General features: G+C 55.4%; 9 protein-coding genes. 3 read left to right on the top strand and 6 right to left on the bottom strand.

What is annotated here, in order from left to right:
• Positions 1 to 81 precede the first annotated feature (81 nt).
• Together HOP44_RS00570 and HOP44_RS00565 are read left to right on the top strand one after the other, a co-directional pair.
• Entirely contained in the window at positions 82 to 2,070 is a 1,989-nt protein-coding gene (locus HOP44_RS00570) for a glycoside hydrolase family 127 protein (RefSeq protein ID WP_172249632.1), read from the top strand.
• A gap of 264 nt (positions 2,071 to 2,334) precedes the next feature.
• Complete coding sequence (locus HOP44_RS00565) at positions 2,335 to 4,914, top strand: beta-L-arabinofuranosidase domain-containing protein (RefSeq protein WP_172249630.1); 2,580 nt, start codon at positions 2,335 to 2,337, stop codon at positions 4,912 to 4,914.
• A 114-nt stretch (positions 4,915 to 5,028) separates the two neighbouring features.
• Here HOP44_RS00565 and HOP44_RS00560 read toward each other — a convergent pair whose 3' ends face one another.
• The 4 genes from HOP44_RS00560 to HOP44_RS00545 form a co-directional block, all read right to left on the bottom strand.
• Positions 5,029 to 6,024, bottom strand: coding sequence for a glycoside hydrolase family 43 protein (locus HOP44_RS00560; protein ID WP_172249628.1), 996 nt, complete (start codon positions 6,022 to 6,024; stop codon positions 5,029 to 5,031).
• 39 nt (positions 6,025 to 6,063) lie between these two features.
• Positions 6,064 to 6,903, bottom strand: coding sequence for a carbohydrate ABC transporter permease (locus tag HOP44_RS00555; protein WP_172251443.1), 840 nt, complete (start codon positions 6,901 to 6,903; stop codon positions 6,064 to 6,066).
• Between the two features lie 43 nt (positions 6,904 to 6,946).
• Entirely contained in the window at positions 6,947 to 7,840 is an 894-nt protein-coding gene (locus HOP44_RS00550; RefSeq protein WP_172249626.1) for a carbohydrate ABC transporter permease, read from the bottom strand.
• Positions 7,841 to 7,950: 110 nt separating this feature from the next.
• Complete coding sequence (locus HOP44_RS00545; protein WP_172249624.1) at positions 7,951 to 9,285, bottom strand: ABC transporter substrate-binding protein; 1,335 nt, start codon at positions 9,283 to 9,285, stop codon at positions 7,951 to 7,953.
• A gap of 534 nt (positions 9,286 to 9,819) precedes the next feature.
• On the opposite strand from HOP44_RS00545, the gene HOP44_RS00540 reads away from it, so the two are divergent.
• Positions 9,820 to 10,779 (top strand): ArsR/SmtB family transcription factor, encoded by a 960-nt coding sequence (locus HOP44_RS00540; protein WP_172249622.1) that lies wholly within the window; start codon positions 9,820 to 9,822, stop codon positions 10,777 to 10,779.
• A 117-nt stretch (positions 10,780 to 10,896) separates the two neighbouring features.
• Here the strand turns inward: HOP44_RS00540 and HOP44_RS00535 are convergent, their stop codons facing one another.
• A complete protein-coding gene (locus HOP44_RS00535) occupies positions 10,897 to 11,817 on the bottom strand; it encodes a carbohydrate ABC transporter permease (protein WP_172249620.1) in 921 nt (306 codons plus the stop codon).
• Positions 11,818 to 11,853: 36 nt separating this feature from the next.
• The gene (locus tag HOP44_RS00530) at positions 11,854 to 12,816 is read right to left on the bottom strand and encodes an ABC transporter permease (protein WP_172249618.1); all 963 of its coding nucleotides are present in this window, start codon (positions 12,814 to 12,816) and stop codon (positions 11,854 to 11,856) included.
• Between the last annotated feature and the right edge of the window lie 24 nt (positions 12,817 to 12,840).

Genomic DNA, 12,840 nt, shown 5'->3' with positions numbered 1-12,840 from the left:
ATCCTTTTATTCTAAGGAATATAATACAAATGTACAGGAGTAAATCGAACGACTATTCAAGAAACGAAAGGAAGAAACCCGATGAATCCGATCTCCGAACGTTCCGGCGGAACGGCCGTATCCGCTGCCCTGAACGACAAATTCTGGTCCAGCTATCTCGATCTTGCCCGGCAGGTGGTGATTCCCTATCAATATGAAGCGCTGCACGACCGGGCTCCGGGCGCGGAGCCCAGCGGTGCCGTACAGAACTTCCGGATTGCCGCCAAGCAGGCGGAAGGCGAGTTCGTCGGCTGGGTTTTCCAGGACAGCGATCTGGCCAAATGGCTGGAAGCGGTCGGCTACTCGCTGCAAATCCGGCGGGACCCCGATCTCGAACGGCGCGCGGACGAACTGATCGATCTGATCGGGGCGGCCCAGCAGCCGGACGGCTATCTGAATACCTATTTTACGATCAAAGAACCGGGCAGACGCTGGACCAATCTGACCGATTGCCACGAGCTGTACTGCGCCGGCCATATGATCGAAGCGGCGGTCTCTTATTATGAAGCGACCGGCAAAGACAAGCTGCTCGGGATTATGCGGCGTATGGTCGACCATATCGAAACGGTTTTCGGACCCGAAGAAGGCAAGCTGAAAGGATACGACGGCCATCAGGAGATCGAATTGGCTTTGGTGAAGCTCTACACGCTCACCCAGGAAGACCGTTTCCTGAAGCTTGCGGCTTTCTTTATCAACGAGCGCGGACAAGAACCGAATTTCCTGCGCATCGAGTGGGAAAGCCGCGGGCGCCGCGGCCACTTCAACCCGAATCTTCAGGATCATCTCGACGTCTCCTATTTCCAGGCGCACAAACCGGTTCGCGAACAGTCGGAAGCGGCGGGCCATGCGGTGCGCGCCGTGTATATGTATACGGCCATGGCCGATCTGGCCCGCCTGACCGGGGACGAGGATCTGCACCGGGCCTGCCTGCGCCTCTGGCACAACGTGACGCGGACCCAGATGTATATCACCGGAGGCATCGGATCGACGCATCACGGCGAAGCGTTCACCTTCGATTACGATCTGCCGAACGACACGGTCTACGCCGAGACCTGCGCTTCGATCGGCTTGATCTTCTTCGCCCAGCGAATGCTGCTGCTTGAACCCAAATCGGAATACGCGGATGTAATGGAACGTGCCTTGTATAACAACGTGCTCGGCTCCATGGCCCAGGACGGCAAGCATTATTTCTACGTCAATCCGCTGGAAGTCTGGCCTCAGGCCTGCTCGCACAATCCGGGCAAACATCACGTCAAATCCGAACGGCAGGCCTGGTTCGGATGCGCCTGCTGTCCGCCCAATGTTGCGCGGCTGCTGACTTCCCTGGGGCGTTATATCTATACCCGACGCGGCGATACGGTCTACGTCAATCTGTATATCGGCAGCGACTGGTCCGCCGAACTGGGCGGAACGAATGTCCGGATCCGGCAGCAGGCGGAGCTTCCGTGGGGCGGAACGGCGGCGTTCGATATCGAGACCGATTCCGAAGCCGTATTCGAACTGGCCCTGCGTCGGCCCGATTGGTCGCCGAACCTCGCCGTCACCGTCAACGGCGAAAAAATCCCCGTCTCGGCCGACGATTTCCAAGACGGTTACCTGCTTCTGAGCCGGCCGTGGAGAAACGGAGACCGGGTCGAAGCGAAGCTGCAGGTCGAGCCCCGGCTTGTGTACGCCGACAGCCGGGTACGTGCCGATGCCCACAAAGCGGCTATTCAGCGGGGACCGCTCGTATACTGTGTGGAGAGCGCCGATAACGGGGAAGAGATCTCTTCGCTGCTGCTGCCGCGGCAGGCTTCGTTCATGCAGCGGCCGGCGGAAGATCTGCCGGGAGACGCGCTGGTACTCGAGACGCAAGGACTGCGCAGCGTAACCTCTTTTTCGGATACGGATTCCGTGGGCGGCCCGCTCTACGGCACGCAGTCTCCGCGGCTCGAACCGGCCCGCCTGACCGCGGTGCCTTATTATCTATGGGGCAATCGGGGCCGGGGCGAAATGGCCGTATGGCTGACAACGTCGCATTCCCCGATTTGACGGCCGATCACCTGCCCGTTTGCCTGCCTTTTTGACACCTAGCCTTCCAGGCTGCCCAAACTCGACAGAAGGCTCCACTGCAAGGTTTTTGTACAAAATAACGGATTCCGGTTGCTGAATACCGCTTTATTCCGTTTATTTTTTCGAACGTTTCGACACTTATTCGAACGTTGCGCCATTTACGCAAAAGGCCGCGGCCGATAAGCTGGACACAGAACGGATGCGACCCTATTCCATATTTCCGTCAACGGGGAGAAGACTGCCATGCCTACCGAATTCACCGCGCCTTCGGCGCGGCTTGACGATTATCCGCTGAGCCGTGTACGGATCCATGATGCTTATCTGCAGAACGCTTTTGACCAGGAAGTCCGCTATCTGAAAAGCTACAGCCTTGATCGGCTGCTGGCGGGGTTCCGAGAAACCCGGGGACTGCCTCCGCTCGCCGAGAAATATCCCGGCTGGGAAAGTACCGAAATCCGCGGCCACACGCTCGGCCATTATCTAAAAGCGCTGGCGCAGGCTTATGCCGTATCCGGCGAGTCCGAGCTGCGCGAACGTGTAGACGAACTTGTGGAAGGCTTACACGAGTGCCAGTTCGAAAGCGGTTATTTGTCCGCTTTCCCGGAAGAACTGTTTGACCGGATCGAGCGCAAACAGCCTGCCTGGGTGCCTTGGTATACGATGCACAAGATCGCGGCGGGTCTGACCGCCGCTTACGAATATGCCGGCAGCCAACAAGCGCTGGACATCGCTTCCCGTCTGGGCGATTGGATCGCGGGGAGGGCTCTGGCCTGGACGCCGGAGGTCCGCGGCGCCGTGCTGGCGGTGGAATACGGAGGCATGAACGATTGTCTGTACGATTTGTACAAACTGACCGGCAGTCCGGCGCACCTTGATGCCGCACACCGTTTCGATGAAGATTCGCTGTTTGCCCCGGTGCGCGAAGGACGCGATATTCTGCGCGGCAAACATGCCAACACCACCATCCCCAAATTCCTCGGAGCGCTAAACCGCTACCGGACCCTTGGCGGCAGCGAACGTTTCTATCTGGAAGCGGCCGAAAGCTTCTGGAAAATGGTTGTCCACCATCACAGCTATGTTACCGGCGGCAACAGCGAATGGGAGCATTTCGGCGAACCCGACAAACTGGACCGCGAACGGTCCAATTTTACCGCCGAAACGTGCAATACGTACAATATGCTCAAACTGTCGCGCGAGCTGTTCAAATTGAGCGGCGATGCCAAATACGCCGATTTCTACGAGAATACGTTCCTGAACGCGATCCTCTCGTCGCAGCATCCGAACACGGGCATGACGATGTATTTCCAACCGATGGCGACCGGCTATTTCAAAGTCTACAGTTCGCCGTTCGAGCACTTCTGGTGCTGCACCGGCACGGGCATGGAGAGCTTCACCAAGCTGAACGACAGCTTGTATTTCCGCGCCGCGGACGGTATCGTCGTCCACCAATACCTCTCTTCGGAACTGGACGCCGAAGAATTAGGCCTGAAGCTTACGCAGCGCTCCGCCCTGCCGGACAGCGATACGGTGCTCTTCACCGTATCGCTCAACCGGCCGCATTCCGGCCGCTTCTCGCTCCGCTTCCGCCTGCCGGAATGGCTGTCCGGCGAAGCGGAGCTGACGCTCAACGGCGGGCGCCTACCGGTTCAAGCGCAGAACGGCTTCGCCGTTGTCGACCGCGTCTGGAGCGACGGCGACGAAGTCGAGCTGCGCCTGCCGATGACGCTGCGCGCGGTCGGCCTGCCCGACGCGCCCCATTCGGTCGCGTTCAAGTACGGCCCCACCGTGCTCAGCGCGGGGCTCGGCCAAGATGACATGGCCGAGTCCGCCACCGGCGTGGCGGTGAGCGTACCGACGAGAAACAGGCTCGTCAAAGACTTCCTGACGGTCGAAGGCAGCCCGGACGAATGGCTGCAATCTTTTGCTTCGCGTTGGGAACGGCGCTGCGGCGCCCTCGAATTCGTCCTTCGCGGAACGGACGAAGACGACCGCCTGATCTTCACACCGCATTACAAGCGGCACGGCGAACGCTACGGCATCTATTGGCGGGTCGCCGAAGCCGATTCGAAGGAAATGCAGCGGCATATTCGGGAAGCCAAACGGGGCAGCCGAACGGAAGAACATACCGTTGACAGTCTGCCGGTCGGCAACGACCAATACGAATTGGAACACCGGATTCGCGGCGAGCGAACGTTCGTCGACGTCTGGGACGGCAGCACGACCCGCCGCGCCGAGACCGGCGGCTGGTTCGGCTACACGCTGACGGTTCGCCCCGGCGAAGAACAGGTGCTGGAAGCGACCTTTTTCTCCGGCCACCGCGGCGACCGGCCGATCACGATCGAAGCCGGCGAAGCGGTGATTTTCGACGGGGTTCCGCCGTCCGATATCGGACGCGGTTTCCATTCGCACCGGTATACGCTGCCGGCGGAACTGATCGGCGAACGGGAACAGCTGGATGTGACGTTCAAGGTCGGCGGCGAAGAGACCGGCATCTTCGGGATCCTGCGCGTCCTGACTCCGTTTGATCCCGATCCGTCGCTGCGGAGTCTGGATTTCGGTACCGGCAGACTGGAGCCTCCGTTCGAACCTTCCCGGACGGGCTATACGCTGCATCTGCCGGAAAGCGCGGACCATGTCGACTTTCTCGCCGTTCCGCTCCGCAGAAACGGATTGGTCCATGCAGACGGCGTGCTGATCGAAGATACGCTTCGCCGCCTCGTGAAGCTTGATGGAGAACGGACCGTTCTCCGTCTGACCGCTGCAGCCGAAGATCACGAACAAACGCGGGACTATGTCATCGAAATCGTGAAAAGTCCTCTCTGATCGTTTCCCCACGCTCCCCGATCCCGAAAAAGCGCTTCACCCCTTGAATGGGGTGAAGCGCTTTTTGGATAAACCCGTTCATTCCCGTCCCGTTTCTGCCGGGATCTTCAACCCTCACCGTTCAAGTCCGCTCTTCTGCTCTTCCCGTACGGTTGGCGTATCCGCTTCGGGCACGCCGAAATCCGGCATTCCGGCTTCGGTCCAACCGAATGATTTGACCCGCGCATGGCGATTCGGATCGTACAGCGGATCGCCTTCGATCTTCTTGTAGCTGCGGGCATGATAAACGAGCAGATCTTCGCCGTTTGCTCCGACCGTAAAGCAGTTATGTCCCGGACCGTACTGCCCGTTCTCTTCGCTGGTCGCAAAGACCGGCCGATCCAGCTTGGTCCACGAGGCGGGCGACAGCAGATCGGCATCTTCATCCGCATAGAGCAGGCCCATGCAGTAATGATGATCCGTTGCGCTGCCGGAGAACGTGATCCAGATCCGGCCTCCGCGTTTCAACACGGCCGCGCCTTCGTTGACGGAGAATCCGATCCTTTCCCAATCGTATTCCGGCTGGCTGATCATCACCTGCGGTCCTTTGAGCGTCCATCCGTTCTCCATTTCCGACAGATACAGATTGGAATTGCCGGGGATTGCCGGATCTTTCTGGGCCCACACATAATAATGGCTGCCCCCGTGTTCGAACGAAGTCGCATCCAGCGCAAACGATTCCCAGGCGGTGACTATCTGGCCTTTTTCCGTCCAGGTTCCGTCCAGCGGATTCTCCGACTCGTTCTCCAGCGCATACATGCGGTGATCGAACAGTCCTTCGTTCGTCTCTGTCGTATGGGCGGCCGCAAAATAGACGTACCATTTGCCATCGATCCGGTGCAGCTCGGGGGCCCAGATATTCGCGCTCATCGGCCCCTTTTCGCGTTTGGTCCAGATGACCTTGGGCTCGGCTTCCCTCAAACCTTCGATCGTACGCGCCCGCCGCAGCTCGAGCCGGTCGTACTCCGGTACCGAACCCATAAAATAATAGTAACCGTCATCGTGCTTGCAGATAAAAGGGTCCGCCCGCTGCTCGATCAGGGGATTGCGGTACTTTTTTGCTTCGTCCATGTCCATCGCTCTCCTTGCTTCCTTATAAGTAGACCGTCTTCAGCCTTTGACCGCGCCTGCCGTCATTCCGTCGATAAAATACTTCTGGAAAGCCACGAACAGGATGAAGATCGGAACGATCGAGAAAAACGAACCTACGATCAGCAGATCGTAATTGTTGCCGTAAGGCGTCAGCAGCGTTTTGAGTCCGATCGGCAGCGTGTATTTACGTTCGTCGCTCAGCACCATGAACGGCCACAGAAAATTGTTCCAGCTGTTCATGCCGTTCAGGATCGCCATCGCCGCAAACGAAGGTTTCATGATCGGCAGAATCAGCCGCAGATAAATGCCGTACTCGCTGGCTCCGTCCACGCGGCCCGCCGCGATGATTTCTTTCGGAATCCCGCTTAAATACTGGCGGAAGAAGAAGATGGTCGCCGCGCTCGCAATCCCGGGAAGGATAATCGCCGAGTACGTATTCATCAGCTTCAGGTTGAAGATCAGGGTGTACAGCGGAAGCAGCAGAATCTCGAACGGTACCATCATGATGAGCAGTACGCAGATGAACAGAAAGTTTTTGCCTTTGAATTCATAGGCCGAGAAGCCGTAGGCGACCGTCGCGCTGACGATCAGCGTAAGCGCCACCTGGACGACCGTCAGCAGCAGCGAATTGAAGAACCAGACAAAATACGAATGGTCGCCCGTGAACAGATAGGCATAATTGTCGAAACTCATGACGGACAAATCGAACTTCAGGTTCAGCCCGTAGCGGATCAGTTCTTCGCCGGGCTTGAACGACGCCAGGGCGATTGCATAGAAAGGGACCAGGATAATGCCGCACAATAAAGTGAACAGAACGAAAAGCAGAATCTTGAGCGGAATGTCTTTTCTCACCCGCATCGCCGAGCCTTCGTTCATTTTGAGCGTTGCCTCTTTCTTCATGTCAATCCTCCTTCTTGAATAGGCCCGAGAAGGCGAGCTGGATCATATTGATCGTCATCGCCAGCACCAGAAGCACGATGCCGACCGCCGCCGCGTAACCGAGATTGCTTTTCTCGATGCCCTGGCGGTACAGATAACCGACAATCGTCAGGCCGATGTTTTTTGGAGAATTGTTGCCGTTCCAGATCATCAAACTTTCGATAAACATGGCCAGCCCCGCGTAAATACTGATCGTCAGCACGTAGATCGTTGTCGGCTTGAGCAGCGGCATCGTAATCATGCGGAATTTTTGCCAAGCCGAAGCGCCGTCGATCGAAGCCGCTTCGTAATAATCGTCCGGGATACTTTTGAGCCCCGACAGGAAGTACAGAATATTTACGCCGAGCCAGCGCCACGTTGCCAGAGCGAGCAGCGCGATAAATCCGGTCACCTGACCTTTGAGGAACTTCACCGGTTCGATGCCGAACAGACCGAGGAAGCTGTTGATGAGCGAGCCGTCCATTTCCCCGAACATGAGGCGGAAGATGGTACCGGCCACGACAACCGAAGTCAGTGCCGGGAAGAACAGCGACGATTTGAAAAATTCGCGGCCCCACATAAACTTGTTATTGATCAGCACCGCCAGCAGCATCGGCAGCGGGATGAGAATCAATAGCGTACAGAGCATATACACGGCGCTGTTCATGACCGCTTTGAGGAAGATGGTATCGCCCAGAAGCTTGGTATAGTTTTCCAGACCGACCCATTCGGCTTCCTGCCCAAGCGATAGTTTCTGAAAGCTCATCGTGAAGGAACTGCCGAGCGGATACACCCAGAAGATCAGAAACACCAGGATAAAAGGCAGGACAAACACGTAGGGAGCGACTTTTTGTGAATACAGGAATCGTTTGATCATCTTTTCGCACCTTCTTTTAAAGAGAACCCCGCCTTTCGCGAAAAGATCGATCTTTTCGCGGCAGGCGGGAATTCCGTTAGGATGGAAACCGTTCGATGAAGCCGGCCGGTTTATTGAAGTTCCTGTTCGATCTGGGCCTGCGCGTCGTCCAGTGCCTGCTTGATGTCCTTGCCGTCTTCGAAGATCTCGTTCAGCGTCACCGTGCCGAATACGTTGTTGATCGTCGGAGAAGCCGGAACCGATTTGACGAATTTGATTTCTTCGCGGATTTCTTGCAGGACGTCAAACGGATTGTTCTTGAAGTATTTCACGAACTCGTTTTCCGGATTATGCGTGACTTCTTTCATATCCCAGACTTTCATGTTGACCGGATCGAAGCCCAGCGTGTTCCAGATTTCGATATTGGCATCTTCGGACAGTTTGGCGAAAGCGAGGAAGTCTTTGGCCAGCTGCACGTCTTTGGCCGTCTTGGTGACGACTGTGCCTGTGCCGCCGCCGCCGACCGAACGGGGCATGCCTTTTTCGAAGACCGGAATCGGCGCGATCGCAATCTTGCCGGCCAGGTCCGGCATATAGTTCGTATACCGGGACATCATCCACAGCGGCATGAAGGCGGTTGCATAATTGCCGGAGTTATATTCGCCGTAAGCTTCTTCCGTATCCGGCTGTCCGCCGGCAATCGTCGCGATCACGTTGCTGTCTTGCAGGTCTTTGAGCATCGTCAACGCTTTGACCATTTCCGGCGAGTTCACCTGAGGCTTGCCGTCGGCATCCGTATAGTCCGAGCCCTGCTGCGCGAGCAGCATCGATTCTTCCCAAGGCGCGCTGGTATCGGCGGTACCCATGTATTTGCCGGTTTTCTCGTAAACCTGCTGGCCGGCTTTTTTGAAGTCGTCCCAGGTTTCGATTTTGGTGTAGTCCACGCCGGCTTCTTCCAGGATTTCGGTGTTGTAGAAAGCGACCGAAGCGCCGACATGGGTCGGGATTCCGTAATTCTGTCCGTCTTTTGTATAGATATCGATCCGGGATTTGACGATCGTGTCGCGGTAAGGATCGATAGCGTCGTTCAGAGGTTCCAGCTGCGGTGTGCCTTTGAGGAAATCGGGGAATTTGCCCAGCTCGATATCCGCGATATCCGGAGCGCCCGTTCCGGTCTGCAGCGCGATCGACAATTTGTTGTGCATATCGTCGTAAGGCATAACCGTAACATTCAGCTTGATCTGGCGATCTGCATTTTCCTTGTTCCATTTCTCCAGCATTTTCTCGAAGTGTTTGCCGTGCAGTTCGACGAAGGTCCAGTAGGACAACTCGGTCGCCCCTTCGCCCGCTCCCGCATCGATGACCGACTTCTCACCCGAAGACGCGTTGCTCGAAGAATTTCCGCAGCCTGCCATCACGAGCAGAAGTGCGCACAGCGTCAAAACAATAAATCCTTTTTTCATCATGCTTGACCCTCCCGAATATAAATAGAATAGTGACTGTCTTGGCGGGGCTGCCTCACCGAATCATTTTCCGTGCCGGAGTTTATGTAAGAGGCGGTCGGCCCGGCAGGGTTACGATCGGTTTGTGGCGGCTTGCTTCGATGGCTTGTTTTTCGCACCTGCAATAAAAATATAAAACCCCCTCTTTAGTTTGGATTAATATAAAACAATTAATTTAACCTTGAATGTATCCGCTTACAGGAATAAAATAACATAAGGATTTGACCTTGTAAACTACAAGTTTTAAAACTTTTCAAGAAGTTCTAAAGCTATAAGAGGCAAATCTAAAACAAAGAGGAGGAAAAAGAGCCTTTTCGTATCCATTCTTTTACTTTAGGTTTTATTGAACCAAAATAACGTATTCACGTTTTTTTCTGGATTTTAAATGCCGTATTTCGGGCAATTTGGCTTTCGACTGCTTTTTTTCGCGCTTTACGTTTATAATATTTTAAAATAGTAAAACGTTTCAGGACTACTTTCGGGAAAGTGGGAACCGGTATGATCTATATCAAAGACTTGATGAGCGGGATCGATATTTTTAAAGCGCTCAGTTCGGAAATCCGGATTCGGATTCTTGAACTGCTGGCGCATAACGGAGAACTCAACCTGAACGAACTGGCCAAAAAGCTGGAATTGAGCAACGGAGCGATCACGCCCCATATCAAAAAACTCGAAGAATGCGGCTTGATCGAAATCCGGACGACCGGCGGCAAACACGGGCTGCAAAAACTGTGTTATCTGAACAAAGACAAACTTATGGTCGATCTGCGCAGCAAAGAAGCCGAAAACTTGTATGAAGTGGAAATCCAGGTGGGCCACTACAGCGACTACAAAGCCCTGCCGACCTGCGGCCTTGCGACCAAAGACAGTATCATCGGCGATTTCGACGATCCGCGTTATTTTGCCGATCCTGGGCGTATTCATGCGGAGATCATCTGGCTCGCCGAAGGGTTCGTCGAATACCGCATTCCGAATTACCTCAAAGCCAATCACAGTTTCCGCGAGATCCAGTTTTCGATGGAGATCGGTTCCGAAGCGCCCGGTTACAACGATCATTATCCTTCCGATATCGACTTTTCCCTGAACGGGATCGCGATCGGAACGTGGACCAGTCCCGGCGACTTCGGCGATGTACGCGGCACGTTCAATCCCGACTGGTGGCCGCCCCACCTGAATCAATACGGGATGCTCAAGCTGATCCGGATCAACAGCGAAGGCAGTTTTATCGACGGCTGCCGGATTTCGGACGTCACGCTCGAAGATATCCGGCTTGATTACCGGAGCGAAATGACGTTTCGGATGGCCGTAACCGACCGGCCCGCCAACAAACGCGGTCTTACGCTGTTCGGACGCCACTTCGGGAATTACAGCCAGCATCTGCTCGCGCGGGTGCTGTACAATCCGCACGAAGGCGGGTTTGCCGCTGCGGACAGACCCGCCGCTTTATCCGCCAAATAACGCGGGCATCCTTCCTCTTCGCTTCGCTCTCCGCACCGTACCTGCCCGACATACAAAAGAGGCCGTTTCCGGCCTCTTTTTGTGCTGCTTCTTTTTTTCGCCAAGCCGGATCCGCCGCTACCCTTTGACCGAACCGATCATGACCCCTTTATCGAAATACTTCTGCAGAAACGGATAAACGAGCAGGATCGGCAGCGTGGATACGATGATAACGCCGTATTTCACCTGGTCGGCATACTGCTGGGCGTAACCGCCGGCCGCTCCGCCCGAGCCCGCTCCCTGCGAGAAAACCTGATTGGAGAGCAGAATGTCGCGCAGTACGATCTGAAGCGGCTGAAGATCGTTGCTCCGAATATAGATCAGCCCCGTGAAAAAGTCGTTCCAGTGCGCGACCAGGTAATACAACCCGATAACCGACACGATCGCTTTGGACAGCGGCAGCACCACCGAACCGAAGTAGCGGAAATGCGAGCAGCCGTCCATGGCGGCCGCTTCGTATAGCTCTTTGGGAATCGAGCTTTCGAAAAAGGAACGCGCGATAATCAGATTGTACACGTTTACGCTGAAAGGAAGAATAAACACCCACATCGTGTTGAGCATATGCAGGTCTTTCATCAGCAGGTAAGTCGGAATCAGTCCCCCGCCGAAGAACAGCGTCACGACGAACGCGAACATGATAAAGCGCCGGGCGCGGAATTCCTGCCGGGACAGCACGTAGGCCGCCGGCAGCGTGAACAGCAGATTCACCGCCGTACCGAGCACCGTGTACAAAATGGTATTGCCGTAACCGGTCCAGATCCGCTGGTCCTTGAAGATTTCCGAATAGCCGAAGAAACTGATGTCTTTGGGGAAAATCGTTACCTGCCCCGTCGAGACAAGCGTCGAATTGCTGATCGAAGCAATAACAACGAAATACAGCGGATAGACGATGCTGAGGAAGATCAGCAGACAGATCGCGAATACGGCTCCGTCAAATACCCACTCGCCCAAGCTCCGTTTATGTGTGACTTCTTTTTGCTTTTTTTGCACAAGCTGCATGAAGGTTCCGCTCCTTTCTTCGCAGACCCGCCCGCGCTACCACAGGCTGGTCTCCGACGTTTTTCTGGCGACGAGATTCATCGTATACAGGAAGAAGAAGTTGATCAGCGTATTGAACAGCCCGATCGCCGCCGAATAGCTGAACTGGTTGCTCACGATCCCGATCTTGTACACATAAGTCGAAATGACTTCCGACACCGGCAGGTTCAGCGAATTTTGCATCAGGAATATTTTCTCGAAGCCGGTACTGAGGACGCTGCCCATACTGAGAACGAACAAGATGATAATCGTCGGAATCAGCGCCGGGATCTCGATATTGCGGATCGTCTGCCAGCGGCTTGCCCCGTCGATCTTCGACGCATCGTACAGCTGCGGGTCGACCGTCGACAGCGCCGCCAGATAGATAATACTGTTCCAGCCGCAGTGCTGCCAGATTTCCGAGAGTACATAGACCGGCACGAACGTCGAGGTGGAGCCCAGCAGATTCACGTCTCCCAGCCCCATCGACTGCAGCAGATGGCCGATGACGCCGGAATTCGGCGAGAGCAGCACGTTCAGCAGGCCGACCATGACGACGATCGAGATGAAGTGCGGCAGATAGACGGTCGTTTGCAGCGCTTTTTTGGCCCGCTTCCAGCGCAGCTGATTGATCAGCAGCGCCAGAATGATCGGAGCCGGGAAACTGAGCACGACAGTCGACAAGCTGATGACAATCGTATTTTTCATCAGATCGGCGAATTGGTAGCTTTCAAAAAATTGGTTGAAGTAAAATAATCCCCGCCATTCGCCGCCCGTCAATCCTTTGGCAAAATTGTAGTCGCGGAACGCCAGCTGGATCCCGTACATCGGAATGTAATTGAAGATGAAGATAACGACGATTGCGGGAAAAATCATGATCCACAGCTGATAATCGCGTCTGAACGTATTGAGCACCGTCGGCTTTTTGCGTTTGTAGGCGCGCAGATTAACCGGATGCTCGTACGGATTTTTCGGAACCATCGAGAGTCACTTCCTTTCCCGGAG

The organism is Saccharibacillus deserti (genome assembly GCF_013618475.1).
GTDB classification, from domain to species: Bacteria; Bacillota; Bacilli; order Paenibacillales; family Paenibacillaceae; genus Saccharibacillus; species Saccharibacillus deserti.
The sequence above is the reverse complement of the archived record's forward strand: the minus strand, read 5'-3'. Positions and strand labels throughout refer to the sequence as shown.